This is a genomic window from Oleiphilus messinensis (assembly GCF_002162375.1).
GTDB classification, from domain to species: Bacteria; Pseudomonadota; Gammaproteobacteria; order Pseudomonadales; family Oleiphilaceae; genus Oleiphilus; species Oleiphilus messinensis.
The window spans coordinates 5,817,842-5,838,655 of sequence record NZ_CP021425.1 but is presented as its reverse complement, the minus strand read 5'-3'; the positions used below and the strand labels follow the sequence as shown (position 1 = coordinate 5,838,655).

Below are 20,814 nucleotides of genomic sequence, written 5' to 3'. Positions count from 1 at the left end.
TCGTAGTTAAAATCTGTAGTTAAAAACTGTAGATAAAACGCGTAGTTAAAAAACTATAATTATGCCGCCGCTGTGTCAGTTGAATTTTGCAGATCTGAGTGCGGAATTTCGGCCAATCTTGCCTGTAATCGTTCCAGCACCGCTTCCGGTTTTTCTTCATGTACCAATAGACGTGCGCCCGGAATAACATCCAGTGATTTGAATGCCGGAAGGGTCTTGGTCATCGAACGGGCATGGCTCAGCGGAAACGTAGGATCATTCTCTCCCCAGATTAAATGTGTGGGGGCTTTGATTTTTTCATGCACGCCACCGGGTACAGTGAATCGGTCCATGAGCTCATAACTGAAACCTTTCATATAGAGGCCCAAGCCCTTGAAACAACGGGAATCGGTTAACATGGGTCTGAGTATGAGGTGGTAAAAATCAGGATCAATTTGCTGTAAATCTTCAAATGCCAGCCCAAGCATAAGGGGGGAAGGAAGCACAAAATGTTTCGCAATCGGGTTATTCAAGAGGTGTCTGCCGCCTGGAAGTGAGAATAAAAAGCGGTACAGGGGTAACCATGGCGGACGTTGGCCGGGAATATCGGTGTTCATGAGCAGCAATTGCTGAACCCCATCGGTTTTTTCCGCTGCGATATAGCGAGCAATAACACCGGCAGAATTAAAGGCCAGAATCCGGAACGCTTTGACGTTCAAATGCTGTAAGAGTTGCACAATGGCTTGAGCCTGGCTGGGGATTGAAAAATCCGTTTGGGCGTTCCAGGTACTTTCGCCCAAGCCAAGTGTATCGATATTAATACAGGTGTAGTGCTTAGAAAGGTGCGGAATCAGATTGCGATAGGTTTGACGATTGAATGGCCAGCCAGGTAAACAGACCAACACCGGGCCGTTCCCGGTGACATCGAAGGTGAGCGTTCCATTGGGGACTTGGAAGGTTGCAGATTGTTGTTCCATTGCAAGGGCCTCTTTCCGGAGTGTGGTATGTTGACGTGGTCAAGCAAAATTGTACAACCCAGTTAAGCTACTTTTCTTAATTCAACCATTTCTTTTTCAAACTGTACCGGACTTCTGTAATCGAGGTACGAATGCAGCCGCTCATTGTTATAAAACACAGAAATATATTCCAGGATGTCCCGCTGAGCTTCAGCTCTTGTTTGATAGCTTTTCCACTGAACTCGCTCCTGCTTTAAAGTGCCAAAGAAACTTTCAACGACGGCATTATCCCAGCAGTCACCCTTCTTACTCATGCTGCCTTTAAAACCATGTAGTTTAAGAAGTTTTCTAAAATCCCTGCTGGCATACTGTGAGCCGCGATCAGAGTGGTGTATTAGCCCAGCTTCAGGGCGACGCTGCCAAACTGCCATTTTGAGCGCATCACAAACCATTTGCGCTTTCATGCGTGAGCTCATATTCCATCCAACTACTTTTCTAGAGTAAAGATCTATCACTACCGCTAAATACAACCAACCTTCCTGTGTCCAGACGTATGTGATATCGGACGCATAGACCTGGTCAGGCTGCTCAACAGCAAACTCACGATCGAGAAGATTATCGAAAACCGGCTGCTTATGGTTGCTGTTTGTCGTTACTTTGTATTTCTTCTTGTGTTTGACTTTTATTCCCGCTTCTTTCATCAGTTTTCTGGTTTTGTTCCGGCCAACCGGGTAACCCAAAACATTTAATGCTGTTTTCATCCTGCGATAGCCATAGGTATCATCACTTGATTTGGCTATATCTTGTATCCACTCAATCATCTCCGAATGAGTCGGATCATCAGGTTTATTGTCTTGACGCTGTAAATAGCTGTAATAGCCTGAGCGCGTTACACCCAATTGCTGGCACATAATGCCAACGGGCCACACCTTTTTATGCTGGGTGATGAAAGCGTATTTTACTTTGCTTCCGTGGCAAAAAAGGTGGCCGCTTTTTTTAATATATCGCGCTCCATCTTTAGTCGTTTGTTTTCTTCTCGCAAACGACGAAGCTCTTCCTGCTCAGGCGTCAGTTTTCCATTTCCACGAAACGCATGACCGTCATCATTTTCATGCTCTTTAATCCAACGTCCAAGCACATTTGGATTAATGCCAAGATTTCTTGCCGCTTCTGCCTTCGAATAGCCTTGATCTATTACCAAGCTAATCGCATCTAATTTAAATTCTTTTGAGTACTTCTTTCTTACAGCCATTTTTCACTCCAGTTTTGAGGATTATCTCTTAACTGGTGTGTACAAATCTATTAGACCACGTCATGTGCTGTAGTTGAACTCAAGTATGCTCGCTCCCCATAAAGAAGGCGATTACCTTTGAGGTAATGATTTATGTCCAGAATAGGTGTTTCCAGAGTTGGTGTCAGATGCCTGCACAGTTGGTGATGTTGAGTGCTTAGTCGAATATTACGATCTACCTGAGTTTGATTTTCAGAATGCACGGCCAATTCAGACCGTGATCATGGCAATCAAATCAACGATGTTTTATGCTTCCGAATTAAAGTTATCAAAAGGAATGTTTGCATGAGATTGCGGTTTGTAATGGCGGTGGCATTTGCTGCGCTGGTATTGAATGGGTGTTCTACGCGGGAGTTGCAAGGCTCGTTAACAGGGTCAACGGCACAACGATTGGTTGCACACAGTGTGGATGACTTGATAACCGGGTTACCTGCATCTGATTTTGAAACATTGCGTTATCAGAAGGTTGCGGTTCAATCTCATTTTTTTGCCAGTAAGGATATCAAAACCTACGCAGATCAGCGTATGGCGTTTGAGTTACAGAATCGTTTTGGGGTTGAGGTGGTTGATACGGCTGAGCAAGCAGATCAAGTGTTAACGGTTTTCTATACTTCCCTGGCGACCGATCTGGATAATTTCGGTATCACCTTGCCATTGAGCTACATCCCGGGGTTAGGGGAAAATACCTATTTGAACGTGATTACCCTTGAGAAATTTCATGGCATTTCGGAGCTGTATTACTTCCTTGGTAAAGCAGGACAACAGGAGCGTGGAAAAACGCTGCAAGCCGTCGTGAAAACCGACGCACTTGGCTTGCCGTTCATCACAATCCCGTTGTCCAATGTTGATCGTGCCGAGTAATCGAACTTTCACACTCTGTTTTCAAAAAACGCGCTTTGCATAAATGGCTGTTTGCAAAACGTTTCGAAACCTGATGCTCTACACCGAGTGTTCAATCAAGCATGCCAGCGTGAAGTCACGAATCGACGTGTTCTTGCTGGCGCTGCTTGTCCTGTTTCTTTTGAATACGGCGCTGCTCAATAACCTTGGCCACTTCTGAGCCAACATGTTGTTCCCCACGCTTCGTTGCGAGTTGAACTTGTTTCTGGCGCTCGCGGAAGCGTGCGATTTGCTGGTCACTGTGTTTGCCGAAACAACGTGGACAACTTACGCCTTCTTCATAATGTTCACTTTGTTTATCGGCTTCCAGAATGGGTAATCGGCAGGCGTTGCATTGGTCGTAAATCCCTTTTTCCAGCTGATGATTCACTGCAATGCGGCCGTCGAATACGAAGCATTCACCTTCCCAAAGGCTTTCTTCAGCCGGAACCTCTTCCAGATATTTCAGGATACCGCCTTCAAGATGGTATACCTCGTCGAAACCTTGCTCTTTGAGGTAGGCCGTGGATTTTTCACAACGGATACCGCCGGTACAAAACATGGCAACTTTTTTGTGCTTCTCGGGACTCAGGTTTTGCTTCACATAATCCGGAAATTCCCTGAATGTTTCCGTTTTCGGGTTGATTGCATTTTTGAAGGTGCCGATCTCGACTTCGTAATCGTTGCGAGTGTCCACGACAACAACATCAGGGTCGGAAATTAAATTATTCCAATCCCGAGGACTGACGTAAGTACCGACGACTTTACGGGGATCGATACCTTCAACGCCGAGGGTGACAATTTCTTTTTTCAATTTCACTTTGGTGCGATTGAATGGCTGCTCTTCCGAGAACGACTCTTTATAGCTGATCGGATTCAAGCGTTCATCCTGTTGCAACCAGTGCAACAAGGCATCAACGCTGGAGCGAGATCCGGCAACGGTGCCATTTATCCCTTCGTTAGCGAGGAGCAGGGTGCCTTTGATCCCGAGCTCTTCCATGGTCAGGAACAGCGGTTCACGCAGAGCTTCAAAGTTTTCGAGATGGACAAATTTATAGAGCGCACAAACGACAAAAGGCATCTGTGTTGTATTTTCCTGGGACATAATCATTTCCTATTGCGGGCTGGAACGTAAAACCAGAGCAAAAAAAGCGGCGAAATTGTAACCAAATGAGCACTGCATAACAAACCCAATTTTGTAAGTGGTGGTTTCATTTCGTTCCGGCTTATCCGTGCCTATACTGATTTTGAGTGTTGATAAGGAAAAGTGGATCGGTAATGAGTTATCAGTGTGGCGATTGCAGTTATCAGGGCAAACAATTTCCCAATGGTGCCTGCCCAGCGTGCGGGTCAAGAAATGTTTCCCGCAGCGGCGTAGAGCAAAACCAGCCTCAGGAGTCGGAAGCGACGCAACTCAAGCACAAAATTAACTATATTGTGTTTGTTGCCAGCTGGGTCACACTGGCGTTGATTTTGTTATACAAGTTTTTTATCGAGTAGCGCTATTGCCAATTCCCGCCACCCAGCGCTTACGGTCAGTGCCTAACGGGTTGTGCCACCATTTTATCCAGGGCTTTAGACAGTTCATGTAAGTCTTCTGTTGCGGTTTCGAACTCAAAGTTATCCAGGTGCCGTTCGAGTTCATCCAGCAGGCTATGGCAATGGCCCCGGAACGCGAGGCGGATTTTCGGGATGAGATCCACTCCTTGCGGGCTTGCGTCTTTAATGTGTTGGGATAGTTCGTGTAAGAGTGTCAGCAGTTGGCCAATTTCAGGCTGTGAGAGTGGAGTATCCTGTGTTTTTTGCTGTGCACTGTTTTCAGTTTCATCAAGCAGCAGTGATGCGCTGACCAGAACGGTGGTCAAGGCTTCGCAAAAGGCAAACGCCGCGGGTTCAGGATCATCCCCTGCGATCAGCACAGCTTCCAGTTCCGTTGCGCTTTCGAATACCTTTGTCGCCCCCAGATTACCGGCTGCACCGCGGATTTTATGAACCATTGCTGTGGCCTTCTCGTGGTCTTCCTGTTTTAGTAGATCGGTGAGTTTATCGGCAGTTTGTTTGTGCTCCTCCAGAAACTCGGCGATCAATTTTCGGTATAAATACCCGTTGTTGTGAATTTTGGCCAAACCCAGCTTGATATCGAGACCCGGTGTAAAGTGAGCGGGAAATTCCAGTGGGATCGCGGGGGAGTTGGCTGATTCGGATATCGAGCGGGAATCATCAAGCGCCAGCCATTGCGCCAGCACTTGGTAAAGTGCATCGGGATCAATGGGTTTAGAGATATGGTCATTCATCCCCGCAGCCAGACATTTCTCCTGATCACTGCGCATGGCGTGAGCGGTCATGGCAATAATCGGCAAGGATTTGAAGCGGGAGAACTGTCGAATCTCCCGTGTTGTTTGGTAGCCATCCATTTCCGGCATCTGGATATCCATGAGCACAAGGTCGAAATGCTCATCATAGACTTTTTTTACGGCATCAATACCGTTGACGGCGATGCGTACTTCCAGGCCAACGCGCTGTAATACTTCCTGGGCAACTTGCTGATTGGTTTCATTGTCTTCCACGACGAGAATTCGAGCGGGTTTAAAATAGGCATTCCAAGCCGGTTCGGGTTCATCAAGGACGTGATGCGTACTCTGACTGCCAAGGTGGGATGCGCCCTCAAGCGGAATGCCGAATGCAGCATTAAAGCTGAACTGACTTCCTTCGCCGGGTTTGCTCTCGGCTTCTATTTGACCGCCCATCAAACGAACCAGACGTTGGCAGATAGACAGGCCAAGGCCGGTCCCGCCAAAGCGGCGAGTGGTTGAAGAATCTGCTTGCGTAAATTCCTGAAACAGATTTGCTTTTTGAGCCTCAGTCATCCCGATACCCGTATCGGTTATGGTAAAACGAAGCAAATGCTGGCCTGGCTCTGTCGTTAATGATGTTGTATCGGGTTCAATGGATACTGTGATTGTACCGGTTTCCGTAAACTTAATGGCGTTGCTCACCAGATTGGATAGAACCTGCTCCAGACGCAGTGGATCTCCGAGTAGAAGCGGGGGGACATCATGATCCAGATCTATCAAAAAGGTCAGGTTTTTCTCTTCCGCACGAACCTGATAGACACTCTTGAGTGGTTCGAGAACGTGGCTGAGTTGAAAGGGGATCGCCTCCAGTTCGAGTTTCCCGGCTTCCACTTTGGAGAAGTCGAGTATGTCATTGATTATCCGCAATAGAGACCGGGACGATGTGCTGATTTTTTCAATGTAGTCTCGCTGCTGGGGACTCAGGTCTGTTTTCAGGGCAAGCCGCGCGAGCGCAATAATCGGGTTTAACGGGGTGCGTATTTCGTGGCTCATATTGGCCAGAAATTCACTCTTGGCCCGACTCGCTTCTTCCGCTGTTTCTCTGGCAATATTCAATTCATCTTCTTTTGCTTTCTCTGTGTCGATGTTAAACATAAAGCCATACAGCGTGTGGGCGTCGCCTTGTTCATGTTTTACTGCGATTAATTCCCGAATCCAGATTATGTTGCCACTGTGCGTCAGCATCCGGTATTCCAGTTGAAAGTCCTGCTGACGCTGTGCGGTGTTCAAGCGCTGTTGCATCACGATTTCACGCTCTTCCGGGTGTATCCGGTTGCTCCAGGAGTGCGAATCTGTCCAGCTTTGTGCTGGAAAGCCGGTCAGGGATTCAATTTGAGAGCCAATATAGGTAAACCTGTCGGTGCGCAAGTCAAAACTAAAGGGCACTGCCCGGGTGGTTTCGATTAACGCTCTTAGACGGGCTTCACTCTCGCGTAGTGCATTTTCGCCATGCTGGATTTTCTGAGTCCGCTTTTGAACCTCTCTTTCCAGGTACTCCCGCTGATCGCGAAACAGGCGGTGACGTTCTTCCCTTGAACTGAGCAATTTGTGTGTCATCTCATGGAGTGCATCCTGCAGTATGGTCAGTTCGTTTTGACCATACGTGTGCACTCGGGTCAGCAGGTTGGGGTGCACGTCCTCAAGGTTGTCGAGATTGATCTGTTGGGTAATATTGGTCAGTTCATTCAGCGGGCGCTTCAGCATATGGTTGAAGACTTTCAAGAACACAATATAGAAAATAACGAACTGAAATATCGACGAGAATATGATTAGAACGAAACCGAAAATAACCCTTTGCAGTACAATTGAAGAGCTTGAATAAAGTGTTATGGTGCCCACCCTGAAGTGTTCGGAGTTGCGTTCCCATGTGACGGAATGGTGCTTCCAGAACAGGCCTTCAACCGTGTCAGTAGACTCAATTAACTCACCTTGTTTGGTTTTGATCTCCATGTTGGAGATTGCGGCACCCACTTCTTGAAGAATGTCTTCACGTTGATCCCGCACCTGGACACCGACGACGATCGGTATGCTGTATACCCCTTTTACCAGTGACTCGATTTGTGGAATATTGAACTCCCAGAGAGCGCGGGAAAAGCCTAATTCGAAGCTCGCCTGAATCTGTTTGAGTTCATTGAGGACCGTTTCTTTTTCATGCTGGTATTCAATGGTCATTTGCAAGCCGGTCATCACCAAAACCAGAATGGTGTAAATCGAGAACACCACCAGCAGAATTTGTGTTGAGAGTGAATTGGTTTTGTTCAGCAGGCGACTGATCAATTGGCGTGTCTCCACTGCTTCTTATTTTTGAACGCCGGGTTGCGTTGCGTCTGAGAGGGGGGGCTCTGAAGTGTTGCTTGAGAAGGGTTCAATGACCATTCTGTTACGCCCCCGGGATTTGGCTTGATAAAGCAGTTGATCAACGTACTCAAACATGTGCTGGGCGACTTCGTGACGTTTCGGCAGAAAGGAGGTGCCACCCAGGCTGAGTGTGGTGATTTCAGCGCATTTACTGTTCGGGTGGGGGATGGCCGCTTCACGAATCGTATTGAGTATGGCTTCACCGACTTTTTTTACGCCTTCAAGCGGTGTATCAGGAAGAACGCAGACAAATTCTTCGCCACCGTAGCGGGCTGCCAGATCAGGAGGTCTGCGCACTTGATATGAAATCAGGTTAGCAACCTTTTGCAGACAGCGGTCACCCGCAGCATGGCCAAAATGATCGTTGTAACCTTTGAAATGATCGATGTCGATCAGCAGCAGGCCCAGTGGTGTCTCCGAGCGCTGTGAGCGCACCCATTCCTGTTGGAAAAACTCATCGAACATGCGTCGATTGGATAATTTGGTTAATTCATCTGTGCGGGAGAGTTCCAGAATTTCGCGGTTCATTTCCTCCAGCCGCCGTTTCTGCCGCAGCAGCGTCATATGGTGTTTGACTCTGGCTTTAACAATGGCAGGCCGAATCGGCTTCGGGATAAAGTCTTCAGCGCCAATTTCAAGGCCACGGACTTCATCCAGTTCAGAATCCTTGGAGGTAATGAATATAATCGGAATGTCAGCGGTCGCAGGGTTGGATTTCAGTTGTCTGCAGATATCAAAGCCATTGATATCAGGCAAAATAACATCGAGAAGTACCATATCCGGTTTGGGCGGCGTTGTGATCCGTTCCAGAGCTTGAGCACCGTTAATAGCAACTTTAATGCGATAGTCTTGTTTCAGAATGTCATTCAGCACACTAATGCTAATCCGGTCATCATCCACAATGAGTACGCGGGCCTGATCATCCAGCGTAACCATGCTTTGCTCCTTGTGCGTCTCTGGGGGTCAGATTTCTGTAAGAATAGACTACACGAATTCTCTTAGTCCAGCGGACTGTATCCCATATCCATGCAAAATTTCTGGAAATAGAGGATTCCGCTACATAAGTCTCGTGTAACCTGATCATACTTGGGGATTTAGCATTATGCACGGCTGTTTTTTTCAACAAATTATGATTTACTGCTGAACAGGGTTATCACTTTGGCTTTTTCACTTTCGTAACATTAAACGGGTCAGGTGTTTTCTTTTCATATCAGTACAGATGGAGTGGTCGATGAATCAGAAATTTATGTCAGCAATGTGTTTAAGTCTGGTATTGGGGATCGCCGGGTGTACCCCGGAGGTGGGCAGTGCCGGTTGGTGTGAGGATATGAAGGAGAAAGCAAAGGGAGATTGGACCGCGAATGAGGCACTGGAATATTCGAAAAGCTGTCTGTTCAAATCAGAATCTGAAGAATAGCACTGAGCGCTTTCAGGCCTGATCAGCACGATTCATCATCTTTGGCGAGTCTGTTCTTGGCTTCGATCCATTGCGACATATACTGGGTGCTCTTCAGGCTGTGGTGGCGTAGCAGTGCCCCCATAAAATGTCGGTGTCGATGTTGATCCAGACCCAGGATCAAACTCTGTATCCGGTTCATCAGATAATGCTCTCTGTGGTTCGCCAGATACAGGTTATTCAGTATGGGCTCGATGTTGTCCTGTGCTGCCTGCCAAAGCGCCGGTGATTGGTATAGCTCAATCGTGTGCGCAATAAATGATTCGTCATCATTCCCGATCGCCCCTGGCCAAGGAAATGAATCACACATCCCCTCCGCGCCGATCGCACTGGTAATGGACGGTGTGCCGGCGACCATGGCATCCAGCAGTTTGCCCTTCTGACCGGCACCGAACTGCAGTGGCGCGAGGCACAAGCGAGCTTGAGAGAGCGTTTCTCTCGCATCTTCAGCCCAGCCCCGGACTTGAAAACCGGTCTCAGGCTTGTGCAACTGCATGGCCTTGGGTGGCATATAAGCACCATAGATGTGTAACTCGGCGTTGGGCAGGCGGCGGCGAATTTGGGGCCATAGACGGCTGAGCCTTAACACTGAATCCCAATTTGGGGCGTGGCGAAAATTGCCGATGCTGACACAATGCTGTCGTTCTGAAAACGGTATGAAAAGTTCGGGAATATCGGCTGCGTGCAAGACGAAAGGAAAGTAGTGCAATTGTGATGAGGGCACCCTAAAATGCCGGGTTAGCAAGCTCATTTCGGCTTCGGAAATGATCAGCGATATATCTGAGCGGTAAATTGCTGCAATTTCCCGTTTGGCCAGGTCTGAGTGCAAATAGGCGTCGATGTCGACGGTATTGGCTTTGTGGGCGTCGTGGCGTGCTTGTCGAAGAAATTGTAAGTCTTCTGTATCCAGTATCCTGAGTGCCTGTGGGCAGCACTTCTCAACGCGCCAGCCATATTGCTCTTCCATCATGAAACGGTCAAAAAGCACGATTTCCGGGTTCAACCCAAGAACAAAATCGTCAAAACTGGAGTCGTTCAGGGCAATAGGCTGACTCACAACTCCCTCTTCCTGTAAGTCTGCCATAAGCGGAGTGGTTTGCGCCGCAGAGGCAAAGGTGACGTGATATCCGGAGTGAATGAACAGGCGCAGCAATGACAGCATATGGCTGCCTGCTGCGGAGGACTTTGGTTCTGGCCAGACCCAGCCAATCACCAGAACCTTCAGGGGGGCTTTCTCGTTTGTCATCACCACGCTCAAAAAGCCGTTATTGTAGTGGATGACGCCCGAAGCTGCACCTATTCAGTGGTTCTCTCGTTGCTAGCCGGTGCGATCCACCGACGGCCATATGCCTCGCTGTAATCCGGCTCAGCGATACCTTCGGCGTATTGGTCTGGCTGCATGGGACCGAATACCTGGCGAACCGGGATTTCCCCAGACCATACCGGTCGTGCTTGATCTTCCGGATCATCGTTGGGTGGCCCGGTACGCACTTTTACACTGGCTTCGTCGAGCGACAGCTTGTAAACATGAGTCGCCTTGGTTTCCTTGGCAGAAGGCGGGCGGATGTGGTCCCATCTTCCCGGTGCAATCTGCTCCGTGAATATCCGGAAGGATTCGATCCACTCCAGCTCGTCGATTACGCGAGTAAAAGCGCCGAAAACACAGGCCGAGCGATAATTGGCACTGTGGTGAAAGGCCGATTTAGCCAGGATCAACCCATCCAGATGTGTGGCCGTCACACAAACCGGAGCCCCTGAATCGAGGTGTTTCAACATCCGGCTGCTACCTGCACCGTGAATGTACAGGCTGTTCCCCGCGCGCCAACACAGGGTCGGTATCACAAATGGTTGGCCCTCAATCTGGAAGCCAACATGGGCGACGATGGCTGCATCAAATATCGCATATAATGCATCGCGCTCGTATACCGCCCGTTTGGGGGCTCGCTTTACCCGGGTTTTGGGCGTTACTGTGAGTGTATTATCCATACCGTGTTTATCTCCTCTGACGAACTGTCTGGTGTTAATTGCCGATATCAGGATTTTTGGGGTCGAAGAAATCGTGTCAAGCGCTATACTAAGTCCACTTTGGCCCCACAATAAGGGCCAATTTGATAATCATCACAGGGCCAATTATGAAGCCAGTCGCGACACTGTCGGACATCCAGCTGCAGGATGGGCAATCCGTGCCTCTTTTCATGCAGCTGTATCAGGAGATTCGGGAACGCATTCTCAGTGGTCAGTGGGTTGCCGGTACCCGTCTCCCTGCCAGCCGCAAGATTTCCCAGCTTTTGGGCGTCTCTCGCAATACCGTTACCGCTGCAGTGGATCAACTAATTGCCGAGGGGTATCTGAAAAGTCAGCAAGGGGCGGGCACCTGGGTATGCGAAGATTTACCGGATGTCTACCGGGAAGTTGATGGCAAGCTGGATACGTCATCAAGCAAACGGGCATTTTCCGGTTCCGTTTCGACCTATGGTCAATCGTTGTTGCGACAGGGCAGGCGCTTCCCGCCGGGAAATGGCAGCTTCACTCCGGGGGTTCCCGCCCTTGATCTCTTTCCCAATGATATCTGGCGACGTTTGAGTACCCGTCAGCGTGAGCTGCGGGATTGTGATTTACTCGGGTATAGTGATATTGCCGGGTATGCGCCACTCCGAAAAGCCGTTGCGGCTTATCTCGCGCGCTCCCGTGCCGTCCGATGCACACCGGATCAAGTCGTTATCACCCATGGTGCACAACAGGCGCTGGATTTATGCGCCCGTGTTTTGGCCGACCCGGGTCAAACCGTTGGTATCGAAGACCCGGGCTATGTGGGCGCTCGCAGAGCCTTTGTCGCAGCCGGGCTGGACGTGCAGGGAGTACCCGTTGATGATCAGGGGCTGTCGGTTGAAGCGCTTTGGCAGCGTTTTTCGGCACCGGATTTCCGTCCGACATTTTTGTATACGACCCCGGCCCATCAATATCCGCTCGGGGCCGCCATGCCCTTGTCCCGGCGTATGGAGCTACTCGATTGGGCTGAGCAGGTAGGCTGCTGGATGATTGAAGATGACTATGACAGCGAATACCACTTTAATCATCGCCCGATAGCCTCATTACAGGGGTTGTGTCAGCACGAGCAAGTCATTTATCTGGGATCATTCAGTAAAACGCTTTTTCCCGCTCTGCGACTGGGGTATCTGGTTTTGCCGGAGCATCTGGTGACTTCGTTCACGGTTGCGAAAAATGAAACCAGTGGCGAATCACCTGCACAGACCCAGGCGATTACGGCAGATTTTCTGAATGAAGGATTCTTTGACAGCCACTTGAAGAAAATGCGGGTGACCTATGGTGAGCGTTGGCGGGTGATGACCGCATGCTGCGAAGCGAAACTGGTCAAATGGGGTCGGGTCAGAGCGTCCCAGGCCGGAATGCATGTGGTGATCGAATTACATCGACGTATTAATGACCAGCGCCTGGCAACACAGCTGCGGTCAGCGGGCATCGGTGTGTCGCCATTGAGTCAGTATTTTTGGCAGGAAAAACCCACATCAGGCATGGTGTTGGGATTTGCCAACAGCACGCCTGAGCAAATTGTGGCGGGCGTGGATAAGATAGCCCGGGTACTAAGTGCTTTTTAAATCTCTCTGTCTATGCCCGGGCCGGAGCATGAATCAGTCGCCAGGGTTGGGCCTCTTCCAATTCGTACGCGATCTCAAGCAGCGTTTTATCCATACCCATGTTGGCCAGAAACTGAACCGAGATCGGCAGATTTTCTGTATTGTGACCCATCGGCAGAGATATCGCGGGTGCGCCGGAAACATTTGCGAGTGGCGTAAAACCGACGTAGTGGGTTAAGCGGGACATGAGCTCATCGAAAGGGACATCCGGACTGATGTGTCCCAGTGGTGCTGTTGTGTGCGCCAGTACGGGTGTTAACACCAGATCGTATTGTTTGAAAAGCTGCTGATACGCTACGCGGGTTTTGCGTAGCCGGTTAAGAAAAAATGGGGTCTTGAGTACGTTTTTCTTGTACCGGTTCACGAGACCTTTGCTTAGATCATCCATGTGCATCGGGTCAAATTGAGGGTCGAAAATAAGCTTGCCACTGAGGTGGGTCAAAAAGGCCAGGAAGGACCAGTAAAGCGTAAAATCCTCAATAAAAGATGCCTTGATCGGGATTGGAATTTCGCTCACGCGATGGCCAAGATCTTCAAGCAGTCTGGCGGTTTGTTCAACGGTGGCCCGTGTGGCTTGATCTGTCGCGTGGCCGGTAATTGAGTCAATGGCGAAGGCAATGCGCAACCGCTGTTTATTCGGACGGGTAACCAGTCCGATTTCCGGGAGTTTGCGATTGCTGTAGTGCTTTTCCATTTCCGCATGGAAATAGGCCGTATCCCGGACGCTCCGGGTGACAACCCCTTCACTGACAATGTTGATTGGCAACGCCTTTGCCTGCAAGGAATCAATATGGCGACCTCGCGTCGGTTTGAGCCCGACCAGGCCACAACAGGCCGCAGGGATGCGAATCGAGCCTCCGCCATCGTTGGCATGGGCAATCGGTACGACACCTGAGGCGACCAATGCCGCAGAACCGCCCGAAGAAGCACCGCTCGAATATTGCATATTCCACGGATTCCGGGTCGGTGGGCGATAGGTCGGTTCCGTTGTGGCGTTAAAACCGAACTCGGGCAGGGTGCTCTTGCCGAGAATGTTAAAGCCAAGTTTTAGATACTGGTCAGTATAAGGGTCGTTTTTCTTTTCAAGTCGACCGGGCAAAGCTGCCGAGCCATGTCGGGTTGGCAAACCGGCCATAGGCCGGTTATCTTTGAGAAAACTGGGAATGCCGTTAAAGAACCCGGGCTTGATCCGGTCTGCGTTTCGCTGGGCGATTGCAAAAGTGGGTAGCTCGATGGCACTGATTTTGGGTTCAGCCTGTTCCGCGCGTGCGATAGCGGCATCGGCCAGTTCTCGTCTGGAAACCTCCCCTTTTTTCAATAACCCGACGAGTGCGACAGCATCGTGATCACCCAGCGCGTCATCACAGAAGGTATGAAAATGGCTGGAACGGTCCGGAATGAGTTTAGCGCTCGTCTCTTGGCGTGTTGTCCGGGGTGTGGTGCTGTTATTGTTCTTCTCGGATCGGTTCAAAATTTCAATCTCTGCGGTTCAATCGAATTGTTAAAAACGGTGGTTGGGCATTACAGCATGTTCTGGCCAAGGAACTCAAGTTTGTTCCTGTGCCCCCATTAACGTACGCAATCACTCCAGACTGACAGTCTAACCGGTTGATGCTCTGGCTATGATAATACCCGGCCGCTGTATCCGGGCCCGCCTGCTCAAACCCCGAATTCAGTGCTTTAAGCCTGCATAAAAGCCACCTGAAACGTGTAGGCGTTCTGACAAAAGTGTCTGTTTTACTGACAAAAATTGTTCTGTGATTTGTTTCAGGTCCTTATTGTGAACCAAGTGTGTGCAATTGTTGAACAATGTTAAATACATTATTGATTTGCTAATTCGTCTTGACTATTACATTGATTGATGGCACATTGCGGCCTGTTCCATGAATAATAATTCAGTTTAGGAGTTCGTAATGGCGCAAAAGAAACAAGTATTGCCAATTCGTCGTGATATGAAGTTTAACCTGCCTGAAGGTCGTATCCACGATTGGTTGAATGGTGGAGTACATTTTACTCACTTGATGAATACAATGTCTTTGGTTATCCCTGTGGGAGAGCGTTTCTTCATCGATACCGTGCGTCATTACCGTGATAAGATTGATGATCCAGAATTGAGAAAAGCAGCAACTGCTTTTATCGGCCAGGAAGTAATGCATGGTCGAGAGCATGATGATTACAATAACCTGATGTTCAAGCGTGTACCGGCAGCGGAGCGTTTTGAGCAACGCGTTACATCATTGCTGAACATGGTTTTCAAGTATTTTCCACATTCGTCCAGTCTGGCCGTGACAATTGCACTGGAGCATTTAACCGCTATTATGGCCGATGGCCTGCTTAACGAGCCATTCATGGTTGAGAAAGCAGAAGAACACTTTTCTGCACTGTGGAAATGGCATGCTCTGGAAGAAACCGAACACAAAGGTGTTCCGTTTGATGTGTACGAAGCCGTTGCAGGCACTGGCCCGGTTGCTTATGCAGAGCGAACCAGTGCTTTGCTGTTGGCTACAACCATATTCTGGGCGATGGTTATTCCTCATTACATCGGTTTCATGCGGGATGAGAAGAAACTGACTGATCTTAAAGGCTGGAAAGAGTTCTGGCGCATTGGTTTTGGTGAAGTGGGCTTCCTGCGCAAAATGGTTCTGCCATGGTTCAGCTACTTCAAGCCTGGCTTCCATCCTTGGGATCATGACAACAGCCACTTCCTGGAAGGTATTGAAGAATTCTCCAACCCTTGGAAACGCGTTCGTAATAAAGTTAAGTCCAAGGTAAAAGGCACCAATACTGCGGCTGCCTGATTAGTACCGTCTCCCATCTCACCAGACAGTCCGAAGGATCGGATGTCTGGTGAACCCTCTGGTACGTTCCCCTTTTCAAAATTTCAATCGCCCTAGGCCTGAGCTTGTTGCCGGAGTGCGAATTTCTGTATTTTCCCCGTCGTACCGTAGGTGTAATTCAGACAAATAGCGTCCCACTTGTCATCGTGCAACTGCCAGTCGTAGTCAGGATTGCCATCCGTAATAAATGATTTATACCGAACCTCACCAATCTCGAATCCTGGGCCGTCGTACTCCTCATCCTCAACATTAATGACAAGAGGCTTGATTGTAACTTTATCAAGTGCTGCCTGAAGCGTTTCCGAAAACTCCCGGTCCACCAGTATCGCCTTGGCCTCCGCGAACTCGAGCATATAGGCAATGGCATCGGGATCAAGACGGGTATTCAACGTGTTCAACACAGCCCCGCACATCGGTACACCAAAATGAGCCTCCACCATCGCCGGAATATTCGGCAACATCGCCGCAACCGTATCGCCTTTTACGATACCGGCCATGGACAGCGCTGATGCAAGTCGGCAACAGCGCGAATAAGTCTCACCGTTTACATAAACCTGCTTAAACCTACTCAAGGTTTAAACGAGCTTATCCCTACAGCGCAGGGTGCGCGGAAAGCAGTGGAGTGCTTTCCTGAATCAAGTCGGGACTCATGCCCGGTCTACCGTCAAGGCGAGCCTCGACGGAGTAACTAACCCGATTCACACGACGAAAGTGACGCCAGCCACTCAGAAAATCTAATGATTTTTCGAGTGGTCGGTACCAATGCTGAAGTTTGTGGTAATACTGATAATCCCCGAGCGCCATCCTTACAGGCGGATGCTCGGTCTTAACGGTACCCTTCGCGTTAATACCAATGAGTTGTTTTGGCGGCTTTTCTTTAAAGCCATAATGCCGACGACCAATCACTAACGCGGCCGCATGGTGATCTGAGAAACCGTGTCGATCGCGATACTTCATCCGCCCCAGTAATGAGGTATAAGCCGGATTGACGTGATAAAGGTGTATGCCGCGTTTAATGCTTTGCGTTTCAATCAAGTCCTTGATCTTACCGTAAGCAAAGGCATTCAAGATGCGGGCATACTGAGGATGATCATGCTTTTGGTATTGCCGTTTCTTTTGCTGAAAATCCAGCTTTTCAATCACCACTGCTTTACTTTGCTGTGCGGCAAAGTCCATCAGGTCGCGTACGGCATCCCCAATAATGGCTGCCCGTTGAGCATCATTCTTATAGTGTAACGGTAAGTCAAACGTTCGGTGTTGCAGTGGGTTACCGTTTCGATCCAGCTCGACGACCGCTAAGTGGTCCGGGTTGACATCTACACCGATGACACCTTGATCATCATCGATCCACTCTGCTTGCTCTGTTGGTCCTGCCACTTCCACGCTAACGAGTAACCGCCAACCTTTTTTGTCTCGCTTAAATCGAAAACTCAGGGGTTGCCCTTTGATTGATTTATCGAGTTTTTTAACCTGATTCTGCCAGACGGCTTGGGCAATAGCCGCCTTACCATGCTTGAATTTCAGGCAATCAATGTTAATGGTCGTGCCGAACGTGGCGCGTAATTGATGGGGCACCAAGAGTTTTAGCTGGTAAGCATCGTCTTGCTCACTGGGCGAGAGCTGGGCATTTTGACAGCCCCAGGATTCATCATGAGAACCCACCAAGAGAAATTCACGGTGTCGTGCTTCGTGCCAGCGTTGTTTCCAGCCTTCAATGGCCGAACCTGTTTCTAACGCTTGACGCTCTTTCAGCAGCTTTCGACCGCCGAAACAAATGGGGGTTTTATTTTCCTGTTTTTCGGCCACCAAGGCGGACTGCTTTTGCTGCCAACGACGCAGTTTAACTTCCTTCTGTCGTAACCTGTTGCGAAGTTGTTTCGCCTGTTGCGGGCAGCCTTTCTCTGCAACATGATCACAGCGCTTATTTAGCTTGTTGAGCGTCTTCTCCAGCTGTTTGATTTTAACGTCCAGCGTAACAAGTCGGTTGTTTCGATTGGTTTGGTAAGACTGGATTAAGCCTTTAATGCTTTGCTGGACGCCTTGAAATACCCGATAGCTGAACGGCATCCCCATTTCATGCATAAACTGGGTACGATTCAATTGCTGGGCTTTAGGCTTTTGTAAGTTAGCAAACCAACGAAACTTTACTTGATTCCACAGCTCGGCATATTGACACAATGCCGCATCCTGCTCATGAATCAAATCAAGCCGGGTTTCAAACGTGAGTGTTTTCGTTGGCGTATCCACTAGGCGATGGCTCGTTGATTTTTACGACGATGGGGGGAGGCGGCCACACCCAGCAGAAAAGCGGCAGCGCCTATCGATAGAAATTTAGCCATAATCATCACCGTCATCCGTGAGAAAATAATGCTGTATAAACTACTGTGTATTAGTGGGTTTAGTCAAGTATTCTGTTAACTGTTAAAGCCCCGTTTGATTCAACCATAGGAAAATGGTCTTAAGATCAATGGCTAAATTGGGGAGAACGAGGATAAGGGGGAGTGCGTCGTTGCTGAGTGGTGAATTAATACACCGCGTGATTTAGTTCAGAAATTGCAGGATACTCAGATTAAACAGAAGATTATTTTTAAGGTTTCGAGTGTGGGGGTGCTAAATTTTGAGTTTGAGGAAAGAAACAGTTTAAGGCCAGTGACAGCGGTATTGCTTGGTCTGCAATATCTAGAAAGTATCAAGTTTATGGGGGGGGGCTTGTTGCCTGAAAGGCAATATGGGTACGTGCTCGAATAGTTTTAGACTGCTGTATAAGCTCGGAAATAGAGCGATTGATCGGATGAGTAAAAAATAACGAGATAAATAACTTGCAGATGGTTAGATTATGGTCAATTGTTAAGGGGTGAAATTAATGCGAAGGTTTGAAAACGTTGGGGCATTATCGGCATTCTCTATAGTTATTGTTTGGCGTAATGGACACTTTTAACCAATGAGGATATGTTTTGAGAAATCATAGTTCTAATCGTGCAATACTTGTTTTAGAGGCCCCATGGGAGCTCGATTCTTGTGATTCAAACCGAGTTAGCGTCAGACATTTTACCGATGGCATCGGGAAGTTTGCGGGTGATACGGAAGTCTATCATGCTAACTTCTATGATAAGAATAGTTTTAAAAAAGCTCTTGAATGCTTATGTAAACAGAAGTTCAAAAATACAATTGTTTACATCGCTGCTCATGGATATAAAAAGAAGATCAATAACGCAGTACCAATTTCAGACTTAATGTTCATGGTTGGTGAAAAGTCTAAGGACCACAATATTACCGGTTTGATGTTAGGTTCTTGTTTCGTTGGAGAGAATACAATTGCCATGCAAGTATATCTAGAAGGAACCAATATGGCCTGGATGGCGGGCTATTCCTCAGAATCAAGCTGGTTAGAAGGAACGTTCATTGATTGCGCGATTTTAACCAATATGTTGAGACTAGACGAAGAGGATTACGCCGATCTAGAAATAATTGTGGATACACTCGGGGAATCAATTAGTGGATTTTCAGAAAGCTTTTGCATTGGCCGAGACTACGAGGGTGATAAGGTCCGGCTTAGGGATTCGATACAATTTGTCGTACAGCAGCGTGGGCGAGGCAACCGGGCAAAATTGGTGAACGATAAGGTATTTCAAGTGCATAATTCAAATCAAATCAAATCAAATCAAATCAAATCAAATCAAATCAAATCAAATCAAATCAAATCAAATCAAATCAAATCAAATCAAATCTAGAAAATTTCCGATAATCTAGACACCTAATTGCCGAGCTAAACTGGTAGGGGATTGGAGGTGAAAGCCTTTTGCTTGGCAGGGCTCGAGATCAACCAAGAGCCCTAATCTTTGGTTGTTTAAGAGAGTTTCTTCGGAAGTTTAAAGCAGGAGCGAGTCCACTGTAGGAGCTCTCAGACAAGGTATGAAGCACAGCAGGACGTATTAAATTACATCGCGATGTTTTACAACAGCAGTCGGCTACATTCCTACTTGGATTATCAAAGCCCAAATCAATTTGAATCCAATATGAAAAAGATTTCGAAAGCAGCTTAACTGGGTTGGTCAGATTTGGTTGACCACGTCAGCATAGGCTAATTAATGAAGCAAAGATGGATCTGACAAGAATTCGTTGGCGAGGGCGTGAAGAGTGTTTGTAATCCCCCCATTTCAAGCAGCAATATTTTTTAGATAATTATATCTCCCTTAGCGAGTGAGGGATAATGTTGAATTATTGACAAGGTAATGCAAGTGCATTACTTTGGTTTTGTGTCCATTTGCCGGAGATGTATCATGGCTGATTCTTTGTTTGTGAGCGAGTCTACTCTGACGGATCGTTATCAAACGACTGTACCTGATCCGGTGCGAAAGGCGTTGGGATTGAACAAGCGCGATAAGATCCGATACACCATTCAACAGGATGGTAATGTGATTCTTTCTCGTGCGGATTTAAATCAAGATGATCCTGTGTTAGATGCTTTCCTCCAGTTTATCGCTGATGATATTCAGAAAAATCCGCAGAATATTAAGGCAGTAAGTGCCGAGCTTGTGGAGCGTGTTCAAGACTTGGTTGGGGATATTAATGCTGATTTAGATGATCCGCTTTCTGATGAGGACGATTGAGCTTGTCGAAAAGTAAAGCGCTCTCCATTACCGGATGGTCGATCTATGCCCATCCGTTGTTTCTGGATGAATATGAAGTCCTGGCTCAAAAAGTCGAAGTATTAAAAGCAAAAGATTCGATAAACTTTCACAAGTAAAATGTAACTAAACGACTCGCGGCGATTCATAAACTCGCGTTTCAAATTATTCCGAATGATCCTACACTCCAGGAATACAGACAAGAATCAACTCTCGGCGATGACCATAAGCATTGGCTGAGGGTTAAATTTTTTCAACAATATCGCCTTTTTTCCGGTACCACTCTGAATCCAGAATCATCGTGCTTGCTTGGGTGAACGATGAAAAGACAAAGCGAGCATACGATAGCAAAACCGATGCATACCGGGTATTTGAGAAAATGTTGAGTAGTGGTCGTCCGCCAGATGATTAGGCGGTTAC

At 48.1% G+C, this 20,814-nt stretch carries 18 protein-coding genes and 2 pseudogenes; 10 read left to right on the top strand and 10 right to left on the bottom strand.

Features of this window, described 5'->3' with window-relative positions; translation table 11 throughout:
* Positions 1 to 59: 59 nt before the first annotated feature.
* Both OLMES_RS25265 and OLMES_RS25260 read right to left on the bottom strand, forming a co-directional pair.
* The gene (locus OLMES_RS25265; protein WP_087463805.1) at positions 60 to 956 is read right to left on the bottom strand and encodes an alpha/beta fold hydrolase; all 897 of its coding nucleotides are present in this window, start codon (positions 954 to 956) and stop codon (positions 60 to 62) included.
* Between the two features lie 62 nt (positions 957 to 1,018).
* Positions 1,019 to 2,187 (bottom strand): IS3 family transposase gene (locus tag OLMES_RS25260; RefSeq protein WP_087459752.1). Its coding sequence is split into 2 segments (ribosomal slippage): positions 1,019 to 1,926 and positions 1,926 to 2,187, totalling 1,170 coding nucleotides; the frame shifts between segments, so codons are not numbered across the junction.
* A 324-nt stretch (positions 2,188 to 2,511) separates the two neighbouring features.
* Here OLMES_RS25260 and OLMES_RS25250 point away from each other — a divergent pair.
* Positions 2,512 to 3,087 (top strand): hypothetical protein, encoded by a 576-nt coding sequence (locus OLMES_RS25250; protein WP_087463803.1) that lies wholly within the window; start codon positions 2,512 to 2,514, stop codon positions 3,085 to 3,087.
* 115 nt (positions 3,088 to 3,202) lie between these two features.
* Here the strand turns inward: OLMES_RS25250 and trhO are convergent, their stop codons facing one another.
* Positions 3,203 to 4,210, bottom strand: a complete 1,008-nt coding sequence (gene trhO, locus OLMES_RS25245) for an oxygen-dependent tRNA uridine(34) hydroxylase TrhO (RefSeq protein WP_198343123.1) — start codon at positions 4,208 to 4,210, stop codon at positions 3,203 to 3,205.
* Between the two features lie 173 nt (positions 4,211 to 4,383).
* Between trhO and OLMES_RS25240 the strand changes: the two genes are divergently transcribed.
* Positions 4,384 to 4,605 carry a hypothetical protein gene (locus OLMES_RS25240; RefSeq protein WP_087463802.1) on the top strand — a complete coding sequence of 74 codons (222 nt, stop codon included), beginning with the start codon at positions 4,384 to 4,386 and terminating at the stop codon, positions 4,603 to 4,605.
* A gap of 35 nt (positions 4,606 to 4,640) precedes the next feature.
* Here OLMES_RS25240 and OLMES_RS25235 read toward each other — a convergent pair whose 3' ends face one another.
* Both OLMES_RS25235 and OLMES_RS25230 read right to left on the bottom strand, forming a co-directional pair.
* Entirely contained in the window at positions 4,641 to 7,736 is a 3,096-nt protein-coding gene (locus OLMES_RS25235; RefSeq protein WP_157678586.1) for a hybrid sensor histidine kinase/response regulator, read from the bottom strand.
* A 21-nt stretch (positions 7,737 to 7,757) separates the two neighbouring features.
* On the bottom strand, positions 7,758 to 8,753 hold the full coding sequence (locus tag OLMES_RS25230) for a diguanylate cyclase domain-containing protein (RefSeq protein WP_087463800.1): 996 nt from the start codon (positions 8,751 to 8,753) through the stop codon (positions 7,758 to 7,760).
* Positions 8,754 to 9,048: 295 nt separating this feature from the next.
* Here OLMES_RS25230 and OLMES_RS25225 point away from each other — a divergent pair, with 295 nt between their 5' ends.
* On the top strand, positions 9,049 to 9,234 hold the full coding sequence (locus OLMES_RS25225) for a DUF3012 domain-containing protein (protein WP_087463799.1): 186 nt from the start codon (positions 9,049 to 9,051) through the stop codon (positions 9,232 to 9,234).
* Between the two features lie 22 nt (positions 9,235 to 9,256).
* On the opposite strand, the gene OLMES_RS25220 is transcribed toward OLMES_RS25225, so the two are convergent.
* Positions 9,257 to 10,519 carry a glycosyltransferase gene (locus OLMES_RS25220; protein ID WP_087463798.1) on the bottom strand — a complete coding sequence of 421 codons (1,263 nt, stop codon included), beginning with the start codon at positions 10,517 to 10,519 and terminating at the stop codon, positions 9,257 to 9,259.
* A 50-nt stretch (positions 10,520 to 10,569) separates the two neighbouring features.
* On the bottom strand, positions 10,570 to 11,259 hold the full coding sequence (locus OLMES_RS25215) for a pyridoxamine 5'-phosphate oxidase family protein (protein ID WP_087463797.1): 690 nt from the start codon (positions 11,257 to 11,259) through the stop codon (positions 10,570 to 10,572).
* 146 nt (positions 11,260 to 11,405) lie between these two features.
* Between OLMES_RS25215 and pdxR the strand changes: the two genes are divergently transcribed.
* Entirely contained in the window at positions 11,406 to 12,890 is a 1,485-nt protein-coding gene (pdxR, locus tag OLMES_RS25210; RefSeq protein WP_087463796.1) for a MocR-like pyridoxine biosynthesis transcription factor PdxR, read from the top strand.
* Between the two features lie 10 nt (positions 12,891 to 12,900).
* Here pdxR and OLMES_RS25205 read toward each other — a convergent pair whose 3' ends face one another.
* Positions 12,901 to 14,400, bottom strand: coding sequence for an amidase (locus tag OLMES_RS25205; protein WP_232465209.1), 1,500 nt, complete (start codon positions 14,398 to 14,400; stop codon positions 12,901 to 12,903).
* A 442-nt stretch (positions 14,401 to 14,842) separates the two neighbouring features.
* On the opposite strand from OLMES_RS25205, the gene OLMES_RS25200 reads away from it, so the two are divergent.
* Positions 14,843 to 15,727 carry a metal-dependent hydrolase gene (locus tag OLMES_RS25200; protein WP_087463795.1) on the top strand — a complete coding sequence of 295 codons (885 nt, stop codon included), beginning with the start codon at positions 14,843 to 14,845 and terminating at the stop codon, positions 15,725 to 15,727.
* 92 nt (positions 15,728 to 15,819) lie between these two features.
* On the opposite strand, the gene OLMES_RS25195 is transcribed toward OLMES_RS25200, so the two are convergent.
* Positions 15,820 to 16,338: an AMP-binding protein gene (locus OLMES_RS25195; RefSeq protein ID WP_232465208.1), complete on the bottom strand. Its 519-nt coding sequence runs from the start codon at positions 16,336 to 16,338 to the stop codon at positions 15,820 to 15,822.
* 19 nt (positions 16,339 to 16,357) lie between these two features.
* The gene (locus OLMES_RS25190; protein ID WP_087463793.1) at positions 16,358 to 18,013 is read right to left on the bottom strand and encodes an IS200/IS605 family accessory protein TnpB-related protein; all 1,656 of its coding nucleotides are present in this window, start codon (positions 18,011 to 18,013) and stop codon (positions 16,358 to 16,360) included.
* Positions 18,014 to 18,720: 707 nt separating this feature from the next.
* Between OLMES_RS25190 and OLMES_RS25180 the strand changes: the two genes are divergently transcribed.
* The 5 genes and pseudogenes from OLMES_RS25180 to OLMES_RS29100 form a co-directional block, all read left to right on the top strand.
* Complete coding sequence (locus OLMES_RS25180) at positions 18,721 to 19,497, top strand: hypothetical protein (RefSeq protein WP_087463791.1); 777 nt, start codon at positions 18,721 to 18,723, stop codon at positions 19,495 to 19,497.
* A gap of 120 nt (positions 19,498 to 19,617) precedes the next feature.
* Positions 19,618 to 19,809 (top strand): annotated as a pseudogene (locus tag OLMES_RS28150) (IS3 family transposase); the annotation flags it as partial.
* Between the two features lie 237 nt (positions 19,810 to 20,046).
* On the top strand, positions 20,047 to 20,376 hold the full coding sequence (locus OLMES_RS25170) for a type II toxin-antitoxin system PrlF family antitoxin (protein ID WP_087463789.1): 330 nt from the start codon (positions 20,047 to 20,049) through the stop codon (positions 20,374 to 20,376).
* A gap of 2 nt (positions 20,377 to 20,378) precedes the next feature.
* Positions 20,379 to 20,513, top strand: coding sequence for a hypothetical protein (locus OLMES_RS28915; RefSeq protein WP_269767730.1), 135 nt, complete (start codon positions 20,379 to 20,381; stop codon positions 20,511 to 20,513).
* Positions 20,514 to 20,528: 15 nt separating this feature from the next.
* Positions 20,529 to 20,806 (top strand): annotated as a pseudogene (locus tag OLMES_RS29100) (type II toxin-antitoxin system YhaV family toxin); the annotation flags it as partial.
* Positions 20,807 to 20,814 lie beyond the last annotated feature (8 nt).